Origin of the sequence: Nocardiopsis camelliae, from assembly GCF_028993595.1 — a bacterium.
Lineage (GTDB): Bacteria > Actinomycetota > Actinomycetes > Streptosporangiales > Streptosporangiaceae > Nocardiopsis > Nocardiopsis dassonvillei.
In genome coordinates this window covers 5,716,508-5,730,426 of sequence record NZ_CP118614.1, presented here as the reverse complement: position 1 = coordinate 5,730,426, position 13,919 = coordinate 5,716,508, and the positions used below count along the sequence as shown (strand labels likewise).

Annotated in this window: 12 protein-coding genes and 1 pseudogene; 5 read left to right on the top strand and 8 right to left on the bottom strand. The window is 71.1% G+C overall.

Translation table 11 applies throughout. From position 1 onward, the window contains the following. Positions 1–11: 11 nt before the first annotated feature. From PV789_RS24965 to PV789_RS24940, 6 genes are all read right to left on the bottom strand, one after another. On the bottom strand, positions 12–1,439 hold the full coding sequence (locus PV789_RS24965; protein WP_274974806.1) for a DUF6177 family protein: 1,428 nt from the start codon (positions 1,437–1,439) through the stop codon (positions 12–14). Between the two features lie 71 nt (positions 1,440–1,510). Further along, positions 1,511–2,278, bottom strand: a complete 768-nt coding sequence (locus PV789_RS24960; protein WP_274974805.1) for an immunity 49 family protein — start codon at positions 2,276–2,278, stop codon at positions 1,511–1,513. Between the two features lie 122 nt (positions 2,279–2,400). After that, the gene (locus PV789_RS24955) at positions 2,401–5,862 is read right to left on the bottom strand and encodes a hypothetical protein (RefSeq protein ID WP_274974804.1); all 3,462 of its coding nucleotides are present in this window, start codon (positions 5,860–5,862) and stop codon (positions 2,401–2,403) included. Between the two features lie 114 nt (positions 5,863–5,976). Further along, positions 5,977–6,351 carry a DUF6507 family protein gene (locus PV789_RS24950; protein WP_274974803.1) on the bottom strand — a complete coding sequence of 125 codons (375 nt, stop codon included), beginning with the start codon at positions 6,349–6,351 and terminating at the stop codon, positions 5,977–5,979. Continuing rightward, on the bottom strand, positions 6,348–6,692 hold the full coding sequence (locus PV789_RS24945; RefSeq protein ID WP_274974802.1) for a hypothetical protein: 345 nt from the start codon (positions 6,690–6,692) through the stop codon (positions 6,348–6,350). Before PV789_RS24945 ends, PV789_RS24950 begins: the two co-directional genes overlap by 4 nt. A 1,474-nt stretch (positions 6,693–8,166) precedes the next feature. Next, positions 8,167–8,886, bottom strand: a complete 720-nt coding sequence (locus PV789_RS24940; RefSeq protein ID WP_274974801.1) for a DUF6069 family protein — start codon at positions 8,884–8,886, stop codon at positions 8,167–8,169. A gap of 219 nt (positions 8,887–9,105) precedes the next feature. On the opposite strand from PV789_RS24940, the gene alr reads away from it, so the two are divergent. The 5 genes from alr (at position 9,106) to tsaD (ending at position 13,100) form a co-directional block, all read left to right on the top strand. Then, complete coding sequence (gene alr / locus PV789_RS24935) at positions 9,106–10,236, top strand: alanine racemase (protein WP_274974800.1); 1,131 nt, start codon at positions 9,106–9,108, stop codon at positions 10,234–10,236. A gap of 163 nt (positions 10,237–10,399) precedes the next feature. Beyond that, entirely contained in the window at positions 10,400–10,912 is a 513-nt protein-coding gene (gene tsaE / locus PV789_RS24930) for a tRNA (adenosine(37)-N6)-threonylcarbamoyltransferase complex ATPase subunit type 1 TsaE (RefSeq protein ID WP_212642749.1), read from the top strand. Between the two features lie 10 nt (positions 10,913–10,922). Beyond that, a complete protein-coding gene (gene tsaB, locus PV789_RS24925; protein ID WP_274974799.1) occupies positions 10,923–11,600 on the top strand; it encodes a tRNA (adenosine(37)-N6)-threonylcarbamoyltransferase complex dimerization subunit type 1 TsaB in 678 nt (225 codons plus the stop codon). 38 nt (positions 11,601–11,638) lie between these two features. Further along, complete coding sequence (rimI, locus tag PV789_RS24920) at positions 11,639–12,073, top strand: ribosomal protein S18-alanine N-acetyltransferase (protein WP_268742939.1); 435 nt, start codon at positions 11,639–11,641, stop codon at positions 12,071–12,073. Continuing rightward, on the top strand, positions 12,066–13,100 hold the full coding sequence (tsaD, locus tag PV789_RS24915; RefSeq protein ID WP_248772077.1) for a tRNA (adenosine(37)-N6)-threonylcarbamoyltransferase complex transferase subunit TsaD: 1,035 nt from the start codon (positions 12,066–12,068) through the stop codon (positions 13,098–13,100). The genes rimI and tsaD overlap by 8 nt, the downstream gene beginning before the upstream one ends. Before the next feature lie 76 nt (positions 13,101–13,176). Here tsaD and PV789_RS29900 read toward each other — a convergent pair whose 3' ends face one another. Both PV789_RS29900 and PV789_RS29895 read right to left on the bottom strand, forming a co-directional pair. Next, positions 13,177–13,470, bottom strand: a complete 294-nt coding sequence (locus PV789_RS29900) for a GntT/GntP/DsdX family permease (RefSeq protein ID WP_475466189.1) — start codon at positions 13,468–13,470, stop codon at positions 13,177–13,179. Positions 13,471–13,589: 119 nt separating this feature from the next. After that, a pseudogene (locus PV789_RS29895) lies at positions 13,590–13,820 on the bottom strand (GntT/GntP/DsdX family permease); the annotation flags it as partial. Positions 13,821–13,919: the final 99 nt, after the last annotated feature.

The following is a 13,919-nucleotide window of genomic DNA, read 5'->3' as shown; positions in this document are numbered from 1 at the left end:
CTTGTGCTCCGTCAGCGTGCGGACGCGCGTTCGGGGTCGAGGTGCTCCATCAGCTCGCGGTAGCGGCTCCAGGCGTCTGGTTCCACCCCGTCCCCGATCCGGTACCAGACCAGCGGGGCCATGGGCGGGCCGAAGGCGACGCCCGGCACCGGAGCGGCCAGCGCCCGTTCCCGTCCCGCCTCCAGGACCCCTTCCGGCCCCACGGCCAGCCCGACCGGGACGGACACGCCCGCCCACCGGGGCGCGTACGTCAGGTCGGCGCGTCCGAGGGCGCGGTGCACGGTCATGCTGCGCAGGCCGTCCCGCTCGGTCAGCTCGCGCACCAGGGGGTCGAGTGCGTCCAGGTCGGGCCTCTCACCCGGCCGGTACCCCACCGAGAACAGGATCCGCTCGCGTACCCCCGACGGCGTGCGCGACACCCGCAGGCTCCCGGCCAGGGGGCGCGCCCCCTCCTCCCGGACGCCTCCGGGCTGTCCAGCGAAGGCCAGCAGGGTCTCACCCGGGGAACGGCGCCGCGCCATGGCCGTGACCCGCTCGGTGTCCCACGCCCTGGTCAGGGGCTCGGAGACGCCCCACACCGCGGGCGGGCCCGCGGCCAGGTGCTCGGCGAGCAGTTCCAGGGTGGTGCCCAGGAGCAGGCCGTCGCCGACCGGGTGGTCGACCCTCAGGTCCACGTGCAGGTGAGTACCCGGTTCCTCGTCCGCCGACGCCCGGAAGGCCTGGTTGGGGCCGTCCTCCGCGTTCACGCCGGGGTTGGGCACGAAGCCGGTCTCCGCGTCCCACAGCAGCGGCAGACCGTTGAAGCCGTCGTAGTAGCGCCCGTCCGGGGCGCGGACGACCCACATGGCGCGGGGTCTGCTCAGGAACCAGCGCAGCGCGTGGGTGATGACGCTCGTGGACGGGGTGACCACCTGTAGGCCCCGCCCCCGGCGGCCGTGCTCGGCCAGCGCGTCCACGAACCAGCTGGACAGGGGGACCACCGGCCGGTCCTGGACCAGGACGGCGTTCGCCCCGGTCACGGTGCTCACCGCCGGGTGCTCGGTCGCTCCCAACAGGTGCGCGTCGTCCCGGGGCAGCCGCCGCTCCGGTTCCCACACCGCGCCGCCGTGCCGTTCGACCAGGCAGTGGGCGAACCGGCGTGCCGTCGCGGCCGTGTCGGTGTCCGTTAGTTCCGTTCCGCGGACCTCGACCCACAGCGGCTGCGCGGGCAGGTCGTCGGCGATCCCGTCGCCCAGGAGGCGGTCGGCCTCCGCCGACACCGTGAGCCGCTGCGCCGCCTGCATGGCGATCACGAGGCGGTCGGAGTCGTCGCGCAGCTGCACCACGGTGCCCTCGGCCACGAGCCGGACCCGCAGCTTGGGACCGGCGGCGACCAGCGCGTCCAGGAGGGAGCGGCGGCTGGGGCTCTCGGCGAGGAGGGCGACGACGTCGTGGCTCAACGGGGTTCCTTCGCGGGGGCGGGGGCGGGGGCGGGGGTCGGTGCGGTGGGGCGGGGCCGGGGCCTGGTCGCTCAGATGGGGAACTCCCCGTGCCAGCTGCGCTGGAGGATGTGCTTGGGCAGGTAGTCCGAGCTGAGGTCGGGGTCGAAGTCCGGGACGAGCTGGTTCATGTCGTAGGCCAGGCAGGCGATGCCGAGCAGAAACAGCGGGACCGCGCCCATGACGTCCTTGGTGCGCTCCTCGTCGGCGGTGTAGTAGTCGTGGAAGAGCTGGATTCCCTGCGCCATGGCCTCGTCGAACTTGGCGGTGTCGTGTTCGGCGAGCCGGTACAGGGCGTTCATCGGTGGGAAGACGAACGTGTTCAGGTTCTCGGCGCTGCTGATCTCGGCGTGGTCGGGGTCGGAGAGCCGCATGGCCTCGTAGAGGTTGTCGCCGAGTTCGGGCCGGTTGAGGATGAAGTCCTGGAGGGCGGCGACCCAGGGGTAGATGTAGTCGTCGTAGCCGCCGCCGTCCCGTTCTCCGGCTTCCTTGAGGAAGGAGACGGGGATCTGGCACAGGGAGCGGACGCGGGCCTCGTCGCGGCAGGTGATGGCGAGGAAGAACGCGTCGATCCAGGTTCCGGCACCACTGGTGTGGCGAGGGGGGATGGCGTCCAGGGTGCGGATCTTGTGGTTGATGAGGCGTTCGACCGTGGTGTCCGGGGGCGCGGTGGACATGGCGAAGACGGCTTCTGAGACCTGCATCCAGGTGGTCCAGGCCTCCCAGGTGACCAGTTCGGAGGCGTCCGGATCCATGGCGAGGGTGACCCTGGCACCGAGCGCCAAGCTGTCCAGAGACATGCCTGCGGTGAACGGCGCCTTCACCATGCCAGCGATCTCTGTTTCACGCTTCTTTTCGATCTTTGCCAGGTAACGCTTGTATCCGGGCATGCTTGCGTCATGTCGACGAGGAGGTGATGTCATTATTCCTTGTCTTCCTCGATTTTTGATTCTTCACCTTCGGAGATGTCGAACAGGCCGAAGGTGACGCCACCGTGCTCTCCTGAATCCGTAGTGATTCCCTTGATCTCAGTATAGTATAGTTTCCCGTCTCGCAGGGCTTGTTTCATCTGATCTGCGAGGTCTTCTTCGTTGATAACCCCCTTTTCTTTGAGCTCTTTTTCATCTCTAGTGTCCTCTAGTCCGCGATATTCCATATCAGCGAATGTTGCCCTGAGGTACTCATATACTCCTTGTGAGATGCGTCTCTCGTTTGCGCCGGAGCCAACTTTTCTATCCCCCAGCCTGGTCTTCTCATCACCCTTTGCCTCGACAATGACGAAGCCGCCGTCGCTGGTTCGGTAGATCTGGTCAAATTGGTAATTTCCGCTACCGGGGGCCGTGTCAACTTTGTCTAGGAGGTTTCCTCCCTCAATCCTGGGCAGAGTCATTTTGCCGTGAACTACTTTCTTGCCTCCATGCCTTTTGATGGTGTCATAGATCCTTTTTCCATTGAAGATCTCCTTGATGTAAGACTTGGCGGTCTCCTCTCCGTAGGTTTCGCTTGCCCTTCCCATCTCGTCATGTGCGGTCGACTTCTTTGCTTTCGCCTCCGTGACATGAGGATGGTTTTTGTCTTTCTTGTGGGCCTTTTCCTCTTTTTCGAAATCTTGCGTGCGCTTTTTCAGGTCTGTGATTTTCTGAAGCCGCTCCCGTGCCAGGTGATCGAGGTTGCCGTTTTCCGCATGGTTTTCGCGTCGCGGGAAAACGAAACGTTTCTCGGGGAACAGGTAGTCGGGCGGTGCTGCGGGGGGAAGTTTGTCTTTGGCGACCCATCGCCGCAGTGATTCAGACCATTGGATCTGGGGAACGCCCCACTTGCCGATCGTTGCTTTCTCGCTCCACCGGTGATTATTCTTCTCGTTGTAGTAGATCCGGAAGAGGCCTTTTTCCCGGTTGATGAGATCTATGAAGTCCTGCACGAACTGCTTGCCGGAGGACCACACCCGGCCCTTGAGGTACTTCTGAGCGGCGGCGAACCTCTCCTGGTTGGACATCCTGCTGTTGGTCACCGGGTTCTGGGGGCCTGTGCCGCCGGACCCGCTCCGGCCGCTCTGACTTCCGGAGCCACCGGTACCTCCGCTCGGGCCGCCGGAGGACCCAGGGACGCCAGCACGCGTCGGCGTGACCACGGCCGGGACGGCATCGACGGCGTCGGTCCGGTCGGATCCGTCGCGGCCGGAGGGGCCGTCGCCCCGAAGAGGCGTGTCGACGCCGGAGCCGCCGTCGCCGTCCGACACGGAGTCGGCCCTGTCGACGGCGACCGGACGACGGGTCTCCATGTCGGTGCCGCGGTCGTGCCGGAACCCGGAGTCGGAGCCGCTCCGCGCGTCGGGTGCACCGATCCGTGAGGCGTCGACCCGGTGGCCGCTGCTGTCCCCCAGGTCCACGTGCTGGACCCGGCTGTGCGGAATCGGCTTCTGCGCGCTCGCGGTGTCGGTGTGGGGACGCGGTGCCGTCGTCGCGTACTCCCTGTCGGCCTCGGGCTCGTCACGGCCGCCGTGTCCGTCCCGTCCGTCGCCGGGGCCTCCCTCCCAGCGCACGTGGGGGTAGTCGCTCGCCACCGCACGCATGTCGGAGAACGCGGCGTTCGCGCGGCCGTCCAGCCCGTACCTCTCCGCGACCTGGGAGTCCTTCAGGGGAGAGGAGTCCGGGTCCACGGTGGCGCGGTCACCCTCGTACAGGGCGGTCTCGGCGCGTTGGTTGACCCGGAAGTCCGCGTGGTCCTCAGCCGTGAACATGCTGTTGACCTGTCGCAGCAGCCTGTCGCTCTCTCTGAGCTGCTCGGCGGTCGGGTCCTGGGAACCGCTCTCGGTCGGCGAGGGCCGGTGGGAGGTGTCCGAGGTGTCCTGAAGCGCTGGTTCGGGAGAGCTGACGCGGTCGTTCCCGTCGCCCTCCTCAAGGAGGCCCTGTTCATCGTCCGCCCTGGCACGGTCGGTTTCGGGTTCGGACCCGGCGGTTCTCTCGTTCCTCTCGTCCGCCTCGCTCTCCCGGTCCGCGACCGGTTGTGCGGCGGGCCTCCTCGGCTGGGAGGGGTCACCGTCGCCCTGGACGGGCGCGGACCGCGACGGAGGGGAGCCGTCCGCGTGCGAGCCGTCGGCGGGGTCGTTCGTGATCGTCTGCAAGCGGTTGAGGGATCCCCTCAGGTCACCCAGCTGCTGTGGACTGAGTCCGTCGGGGTCGAAGGCACCGGTGTCGATCCGCACGACGGGGGCACCGCTGCCGCCGAAGGTGGGGATATTGGCGGGCAGGTCCACGTCGACGTCCGTCGAGCCGCCGGATCCGCCGTCACCGCCGCGACCGCCCATGCCGTCCACGATGGCCATGCCGCGCCAGGCCATCAGCGGGACGCCGACCGCCGCTCCCACACCGGTGGCCGACAGCGCGGCGCCGAGGGCGGTGACGCCGATGTTGAGCACGGCGGTGCCGATCACGTAGCCGGGCCGCTCGCCCCACTCCTCCCAGGGCACCACCGAGTGGGCCAGGTCCTTCCACGCCGAGCCGACGGTGTCCCAGCCCGACCAGCCGTAGCTGTCGGACTCGGCGTCGTACATGCCCACCAGCGAGGCCACGGACTGGATGTTGCTCTCGTGGTACTCGTACAGGGCGTCGCCCCAGGACATGTTGAACCAGCCCTCGGAGCTGTGCATGCCCAGCATCGCGCCGGTTCCCTCGACCGCCCCGACCCCGAAGTCCCAGACCGCGTCCCAGCCGTCGACCAGCCAGCTCTCGTCGGTGACGGCCCCGCCCATGTCCCACTCGGTGGCCAGGTCCGACAGGTCCTCCTCGTAGCCGTGGTAGAACACGTCGGGATCGAGGGCGCCGTCCCCGGAGGGCGTCCTCTCGAACGGGGTGCGGTCCGGGACGAACCGGTTGATGGCGTTGGCGCAGGCGAGTTCGGCGTCCGCGTAGTCCTCGATGATGCGGGTTCCCTCGTCGATGAGGCGCTTGTTCTCCGCCACGTCGGGGTTCTCGCCGATCCCGAAGAAACCTGCCACGCCCTCGGCCTTGCGCCAGTCCTCGCCCTTCGCGTCGATGCGGGCCCGGAACTCGAAGGCCTCGGCGCTCAGACCGGACCAGCGGGACTTGATGTCGCGCAGGTCGGCGGCGAAGGCCTCCAGCGCGCTCGCGGCGTGGCCGAGGTCGGTCGAGACCGTGTCTCCGTCAGCGGCCACCGGTTCGAGCACGGAGTAGAGGTGTTCGGCCTCGGGGGCCTTGTAGTGGGAACTCAGTCCGCTCCAGGTGGACGTGATGTCGTTCCCGGTGTCGCCGACCGACTCGCCCGCGCCGCGCAGGTCGGAGGCCAGGGTCTCGATGTAGTCGGGGGAGGGGGTGGGGACGGGGAAGGTCGCGGGGCTGACCTTGTCCTCACCGTCGGTGAGCATTCCGGTCTGCTCACCGACGGACAGCGGCGCGCTCGGGGGAGTGTCGGGAGGAAGCACGTGGCAGGACTCCGGGGGAGAGGCGGCAGGGGGAGGCTGAGGTGAGGGGCGGTCGGGTCAGACGAGTTCGGCGTTCCCGCCCGGGGCGGGCGGAGGGGGCGGGTCGGGGACCACACCGGCGTTGCGCTGCGCCTCCAGCGCCATCTCCTCGTTGCCCGTGACGTAGGCGGTGGTCGCCTCGCTGGTCTGCGTGACGGCGTTGCCGGTCAGGGAGAGCATGTCGCCCATGAGTCCGAAGTAGTGCTCGGCGAACTCGCCCAGGGCGACGCCGATGGGTGCGCTGTTGATGTGGGTGCTGAGGGTGGTGACGCGTTCCTCGATCGTGGTCATGTCGCCGAACAGGCCCTCGGACCCGCCCTCCTCGCCGAGGTGGGAGAGGGTGTTGACGAGCACGGTGCCGATCTCCGGGGGATTGATGTCCCAGGCGGTCACGGGGATTCCTCCTGCCGCTGTTCACGGGGTTTCTCGGGGGTGGGACGGGAGCGGAACGCCTCGGGGCGGAAGGACCCGGGCCTGGCGTCGGGGCCGGAGCCGACGAGGGGCTCGGACCCGGCCCGGGCCGCCTCGACGGTGTGGAGCATGCGGTTCAGGGCCGAGCGGACCCGGGTGAGGTCGGTGCGGGCGCGCAGGCGCATGTACTCCGAGGACCGCTGGATCCTGAGCCCGGGGTGCGGTGACGGTCGCTCCGCCCGGTCGGGAACCTCCTCCGGAACCGGCGTTCGCGGCGGGGGTGCCTCCCCGTCCTGGTCAAGGTGCACGATGTCGAACTTCACCGGTCGTTCTCTCCTCCCCTGCCCTCTCCGCCGCCCCGCTCGGAGGCACTCACCATGCGGTGTGTACCGACGTGCGGAATGTAGGCAATGGTTCCATTGTGGGGCGTTCCACCGACATCCGCCGGGGCGGGTGCGGACGCCGTCGGGCCGGGGATCGCCACCCGCCACGGAGGTGAGACCAGGTCGGGAGCAGTGCGGGTGGAGAGCGGACGTTCCCGAACCATCCGGATACGTGCGGTGTGCCATCCGGACCTGGCCGGATGCGGCCAGATCCGACGCACCCGATCCCTGCCCCGCTCCCGGCCGGGGACCACGGCCGTCCCACGCGGCAGGCGGTGCGCGGTGCGCGGCGGGCGGCGTACGGGCCCCGGGCCCAGTGTCGGGAACATCCCGGGGCGGCCACCGCGCCGGAACCGCGGACGCCACACGGGTGCCGCGGAAGGGAAGAAGCCCCCGAAAGGAAGAACGCGGGTCCGGTGCGTCCGAACACCCATCGGTTCGGCCGTGCGGCGGTCGGAAAAACGATTCCCGGGTGGAAACACCGGAACCCCTGGTGCCCCTCGTCATCCTTTTGCGGAAAAGGAGATCCGGCCGGTCCTGGAGGGCGGGGACGCGGCCGGATCTCCGCTTCGCGGCCCCGGAGGACGGCCGACGCGGGGCGGCTCGCCGCGGTCGTGCCGCGTACGGGCACCGACCGCTGGCCGACAGCGTCCTCCGGGGCCTTGGGGGAGTGGGGGAGAGCTGGGAAGCGGCAGAAGGGGCGGGGTTTTCGGGCTTCGAGGCGCGCGGGCGGGCGCGGCGCCTCCGGAGGGCGGTTTCGGCGGTTCCCCTTTTCTTTTTCCCCGCCTTTCCTGTGCTTTGTTTTTTCCCGCGCTTGCGCGCCTCGAAACGCCCGCCGCAGTTTTCGCCGATGGTTTCTTCGTGCGCCCCTGGTTCGCCCCGATGGGAATTGTTTTTCTTCTTTGCCAGAAAAGGGGAGGATGGCGAGTTATGCGGATCGGGTGACGTTTTCGGGTCGTCTGCGGTCATGTGCCCCGCTTGGCGGTGCTTCGTCGCGTCGGCTCCCGCCCCCTGCCGGGCGAGTCTCCACCCTCTACGGGGCGAGCCTCGCACCCCCCGCCGGACGGGCTTTCCGCCCCTGACGGGCACGCCTCCCGCCCGGGCCCCGGGCACGCGGAAGGGGGCGGAGCCGCTCGGCTCCGCCCCCTCGTGCGCCTCGGGTCAGGGGGCGCCGCTCTGGTTCCCGGGTTCACGGGTCACCCGGTCCGGTCGCTCGCCGGGGCCGTACGGCGGGCCGCCCCGACGGTGCGTCGGCCGCCCGGCGTACCAGTCATCCGGCGTACCGGTCATCCGGCGTACCGGTCACCCGGCGTACCGGTCACCCGGCGTACCGGTCACCCGGCGTACCGGTCACCCGGCGTACCGGTCACCCGGCGTACCGGTCACCCGGCGTACCGGTCACCCGGCGTACCGGTCACCCGGCGTGCTGGTCTCCCGGAGCCTGGCGGCCGTGCCGGTCCCGCCCGGCCTCCTCCGCCTCCGCGTCCATCTCCTGGGCGCGGACCTGCTTCCTGCGGTACTCGCCCTGCTTCACGTCGGGCAGGATGCCCTCGTGCCGCAAGGCGGGCTCCTCGCCCTGCACGGGCTCCCTGGGATCCACGGCCTGCGTCTCGTCCCTGGGTTCCGGCTCGGGTTCTCCGACCGGCCTCACGGTCGCCTCGTGCGTCGTGTACGCCGTCCGGGCGTCGCCCGGGGTCCGGCCGCTCAGCGTGGAGGCGCGCCCCACGCTCCGCAGCAGGGTGATGATCGCGATGCCCGTGACCAGGTTGATCACGGACGTGCTGACCTGGCTCGACGTGTCCACGGGCTCGCTGAACGGGGCGACGGCCGCGATCGCCGTGACCAGCCCCAGGATCCACCCGAAGAACTTCATCGCCCGCGGGGCGCTGAGCAGCAGCATGTGCATCAGCCCCGTGGCCAGCAGCGCCGCCACGGCGGCCATCAGCGCGTAGACCACCGTGCTCGCGTCGCCCAGTGCCCCCGCGTCCTCCGGTGCGAGCACCGGAACCCCGAACACCCCACGGAACACCAGGGCGCCCGCGAAGATCACCAGCGCCGCCACCACGGCGGTGGCCATCCCTCCGTACCACAGCCTCGTGGTGTTGACGGGTCGTTCGCTACCTATCTCGGTCATGCCAGTACCCCCAGATACTGTGCCTCTGGGCCGATCCCCTACCCCGCATGCACCCATGTACTACGGGTGACCGAGAAAACCCGCATCGTGCCTGGTCACGCGGGACGCCCTGGGGCGCCGCGAAAAACGGTCACGCCCTCCCCGGCGTGTCGGGCCCCTCCCCGGGCGCGTTCCGGCGTTGCTCCGCTCCGGTCCCGCGTACGTGGAACACTGGAGTACATGTCTCACTTCGCGCACGCCCGCGTCGACCTCGACGCGATCTCCCACAACGCGCGGGTGCTCCGCGAGTCCGCAGGGGGCACCCCGCTCATGGGTGTGGTCAAGGCCGACGGCTACGGGCACGGCATGCTCCCGGCAGCGCGCGCCCTGATCGCGGGCGGCGCGACCTGGCTGGGCACGGCCTTCATCGGCGAGGCCCTCCGACTGCGCCGCGCCGGACTGACCCTGCCCGTCCTGGCCTGGATCATCCCGCCCGGCGAGCCGGTCGCGGAGGCCGTCGAGGCCGACGTCGACCTCGGGGTGAGCGACCGCGCGGTACTGGACACCGTGATCGCCGAGGCCCGCCGCCTCGGCCGCACCGCCCGTGTGCAGCTCAAGGCCGACACCGGCCTCAACCGCGGCGGCGCGGGCCCCGCCGGCTGGGGCGCCCTGACCGAGGCCGCCGCCCGCGCCGAGGACGAGGGGCACCTGCGCGTCACCGGCGTGTGGTCGCACTTCGCCTGCGCCGACGAGCCGGGCCACCCCTCCGTCGCGCGCCAGCTCTCCCGCTTCCACGAGGCCCTGGAGACCGCGGACAAGGCCGGCCTGACCCCCGAGGTCCGGCACATCGCCAACTCGGCCGCGCTGCTCACCCTCCCCGAGGCCCGCTTCGACCTCGTCCGGGGCGGGATCGCCAGTTACGGCCTGTCCCCGATCCCCGGACTCACGGGGACCGGGCTGCGGCCCGCGATGACGCTGCGCTCCCGGCTCGCCCTCACCAAGCGCGTCCCCGAGGGCAGCGGCGTCTCCTACGGCCACCGTTACGTGACCGACAGGGAGACCACCCTGGCCCTGGTGCCGCTGGGCTACGCCGACGGGGTCCCCCGCGCCGCCACCAACCGGGGGCCCGTCCTCCTGGGCGGACGCCGCCGCGCCATCGCGGGAACAGTCTGCATGGACCAGTTCGTTGTGGATGTCGGCGACGACGCCGTGGAGGCCGGCGAGTACGCGGTGCTCTTCGGCGACCCCGGGGACCACCCGGACACCCCGACCGCCGAGGACTGGGCCCGGATCCTGGACACCATCCCGTACGAGATCGTCACCCGGGTGGGGCCCCGGGTCCCGCGCGAGTACGTCGGCGGGGAGGCCTGAGCGGAGGCGGGAGCCTGACCGGTCATCGCGATCCGGTCACAGATCTCCTCCATCCGGCCTAACCTGGGTGGAAGGGGGCGCGCTCCATCCGGCCCCGCCCGCACACGCCCTGACCCGGCGCGCCGCGATCCACCATCCACCCAGACCACGAGCAGCGAATCTGATGACAGACGCGACAGCAACCACTCCAGGTGCGGCCACCGTCCGCGAGGTCACCGCGGCCACCGACGACGCCATGCGCACCCTCGGCCGCGACCTCGCCGCCCTCGCCCGACCCGGCGACGTGCTGATCCTGTCCGGGCCGCTCGGCGCGGGGAAGACCACCCTCACCCAGGGCCTGGGCGAGGGCCTGGGCGTGCGCGGATCGGTCACCTCCCCGACCTTCGTCATCTCCCGGATCCACCCCTCCCTGACCGGAGGCCCCGACCTCGTCCACGTAGACGCCTACCGGCTCGGCGGGCCCGGCGAGATCGACGACATCGACCTGGACATGACCCTGCCCGACTCCGTCACCGTGGTGGAGTGGGGCGAGGGCGTGGCAGAGGGGCTCTCCGACGACCGGTTGGAGATCCGCATCGAACGCCACCCCGACGACACCCGCTCCGTCCACCTGCGCGCGGTCGGCGCCCGGTGGACCGGCGCCGACCTGCCCGGCACCGCCGCCGGGCCCCGATAGGCGGTCACCCGTGCTCCTCCTGGCCTTCGACACCGCCACCCCGGCGGTCACCGCCGCCATCGGCGAGACCGGCGCCGACGGTTCCTTCACGCTGCGCGCCAGCGCCGGTTCCGTGGACGCCCGCCGCCACGGCGAACTGCTCGGCCCCACGATCGCCCGGCTCACCGAGGAGGCCGGGATCGTCCTGGCCGACCTCGACCACATCGCCGTCGGCATCGGCCCCGGGCCCTACACCGGCCTGCGGGTCGGGCTGGCCACCGCGCACGCCCTGTCCGACGCCCTCGGCGTCCCCTGCCACGGCCTCACCACCCTGGACGCGCTGGCCTTCGCCACCGGCCGGACCGAACCCTTCGTCGCGATGACCGACGCCCGCCGCAAGGAGGTGTTCTGGGCCCGCTACGACGACCGGCTCACCCGCGTGGGCGAGGTGCGCGTCGACCGCCCCGCCGAGGTGGACACCGGCGGGCTCGCGCTGGTCGGCGACGGCGCCCGCATGTACGCCGACGTGCTCGGCGCCGGTTCGGCCGCACCGGACCCGCTGCACCCGGACGCCGCAGCCATGGCGGAGCTGGCCCTGCTGCGCCTGGGCCGCGGTGAGGAGCTGCCCGCGCCCAACCCCCTCTACCTGCGCCGCCCGGACGCGGTGGAGCCCGGTGCCCCGAAGAAGGTGCGCCAGTGGGTGAAGTGACCCCGCCGCCGGGCCTGACCGGCGTGAGCCTGCGCGCGATGACCCCCGACGACGTCGCGGCCGTCATGGACCTCGAACACGCCCTGTTCCCCCTCGACGCCTGGAGCGAGGGCATGCTCAGGGACGAGCTGGCCGAGCCCACGCGCCACTACCTGGTCGCGGTGTCCGGGGACGCCGTCGTCGGCTACGCGGGGCTGCGCGCCGTCCCGCCCGAGGGCGACGTGCAGACCATGGCCGTCTCCGAGCAGGTCTGGGGCCGGGGCGTGGGCAGCGCGCTGCTCACCGAACTCCTCACCGAGGCGGCGCGGCGCGGCGTCACCCACGTGTTCCTGGAGGTGCGCTCGGACAACCCGCGCGCGCAGAGGCTCTACGGCCGGTTCGGCTTCGTGCAGATCGGTGTGCGGCGCGGCTACTACAACGGGGCGGACGCGCTCGTCATGCGGCGCGTCGCCGAGGAGGGGAACCATGAGTGACCTGCCGCTGGTCATGGGGATCGAGACGTCCTGCGACGAGACCGGCGTGGCCCTGGTGCGCGGCTGCGAGCTGCTCGGCGACGCCGTGGCCTCCAGCGTGGACCAGCACGTCCGGTTCGGCGGCGTGGTGCCCGAGGTGGCCAGCCGCGCGCACCTGGAGGCGATGACCCCGACCGTGCACCGGGCGCTGGACCAGGCCGGGGCCAAGCTGTCGGACGTGGACGCCGTCGCCGTCACCGCGGGCCCGGGCCTGGCGGGCGCCCTGCTCGTGGGCGTGTCCGCCGCCAAGGCGTACGCGATGGCCCTGGGCAAGCCGCTCTACGGCGTGAACCACCTGGTGGGCCACGTGGCCGTGGACCAGTTGGAGCACGGCCCGCTGCCCAAGCCCTCGATCGCCCTTCTGGTGTCGGGCGGCCACACCTCGCTGCTGCTGGTCAATGACCTGGCCACCGAGGTGGTCTCGCTCGGCGACACCGTGGACGACGCCGCCGGCGAGGCCTACGACAAGGTGGCCCGCCTGCTCGACCTGCCCTACCCGGGCGGTCCGCCCATCGACAAGGCGGCGCAGCGGGGCGACCCCAAGGCGATCCGCTTCCCGCGCGGCAAGTGGGGAGACGGCACCTACGACTTCTCGTTCTCGGGCCTGAAGACCGCCGTGGCCCGCCACGTGGAGGACACCGACCGCCGGGGCGAGCCCCTGGTGGTCGCCGACATCGCTGCCGCCTTCCAGGAGTCGGTGGTGGACGTGCTCACCCGCAAGGCGGTGGACGCCTGCGTGGAGCACGGCGTGAGCACGCTGGTCATCAGCGGTGGCGTGGCGGCGAACTCGGCGCTGCGAGCGCTGGCCGAGCAGCGCTGCCGGGAGGCGGGCGTCGAACTGCGCGTCCCGCGCCCGCGCCTGTGCACCGACAACGGCGCGATGATCGCCGCCCTGGGTGCCGAGGTCGTGGCGGCGGGCCTGCCCGCGTCCGCGCTGGACCTGGCCACGGACACCTCCCTGCCGGTCAGCTCGCCGCTGGCGGTGTAGCCCGACACGCGACCGCCCCGGCCCGCAGACGCTTCCTGCGGGCCGGGCCGGGCCGGGGCGGTCACGTCGTCGTCCCTCACCCGGCCAGCGCCAGGCCCGCGCTGATGGCGGCGGCGATCAGGAACGCGATGGACCCCATGAGGGTCTCCATCACGGTCCAGCTTTTGAGGGTGGTCTTGATGTCGATGTCGAGGTAGCGGTTCATCAGCCAGAAGCCGGAGTCGTTGACGTGCGAGAGCACCGTCCCTCCCGCCGCGATCGCGATGACCACGAGCGCGATCTCGGGCTGCGACATCCCGGCATCCGCGATGAGCGGTGCCACGATCGGGGCGGTGGTGACGATCGCGACCGTCTTCGACCCCAGGGCCACGCGCGTGATCGTGGCGATGATGAACGCCAGGACGATGGCGGGCAGGGCCGTGGCGGGCAGGGGATGCCCAGGAGCAGCGCGGTCAGCCCCATGGCGAGCGGTGCGCGGCCCTCACCGAAGAGGGTGAGCAGGCGCTGTGACAGGAGCTGCGCGGCGCCCGTCTCCTGCATCATGCGGCCCAGCATCGCGCCGAGGGCGACGATGATGGCGATGCCGCCGAGGGTGTCGCTCATTCCGGCTTCGAGCAGTCCCGGAATGCTGCTGAGGGGCAGGCCCGCGACGAACGCCACGGCCGCGCTCACCAGGGGCAGCGCGATGAAGGCGTGCAGTTTGGCCCGCAGGACCAGCACGAACAGCAGGACCACGCCGAGGGCGACGGTGAGGATGAGGGCCTACGGCGGGAGGGACCAGGCCGCGGCGGGGGCTTTCGCCCGCGGAGAGGAACGCCC

Coding starts and splice junctions, on each gene's coding strand:
- PV789_RS24960 (WP_274974805.1), bottom strand. CDS start 2,278: ATGTCTCTGGACAGCTTGGCGCTCGGTGCCAGGGTCACCCTCGCCATG.
- PV789_RS24955 (WP_274974804.1), bottom strand. CDS start 5,862: ATGCTCACCGACGGTGAGGACAAGGTCAGCCCCGCGACCTTCCCCGTC.
- PV789_RS24940 (WP_274974801.1), bottom strand. CDS start 8,886: ATGACCGAGATAGGTAGCGAACGACCCGTCAACACCACGAGGCTGTGG.
- alr (WP_274974800.1), top strand. CDS start 9,106: ATGTCTCACTTCGCGCACGCCCGCGTCGACCTCGACGCGATCTCCCAC.
- tsaE (WP_212642749.1), top strand. CDS start 10,400: ATGACAGACGCGACAGCAACCACTCCAGGTGCGGCCACCGTCCGCGAG.
- rimI (WP_268742939.1), top strand. CDS start 11,639: ATGACCCCCGACGACGTCGCGGCCGTCATGGACCTCGAACACGCCCTG.
- tsaD (WP_248772077.1), top strand. CDS start 12,066: ATGAGTGACCTGCCGCTGGTCATGGGGATCGAGACGTCCTGCGACGAG.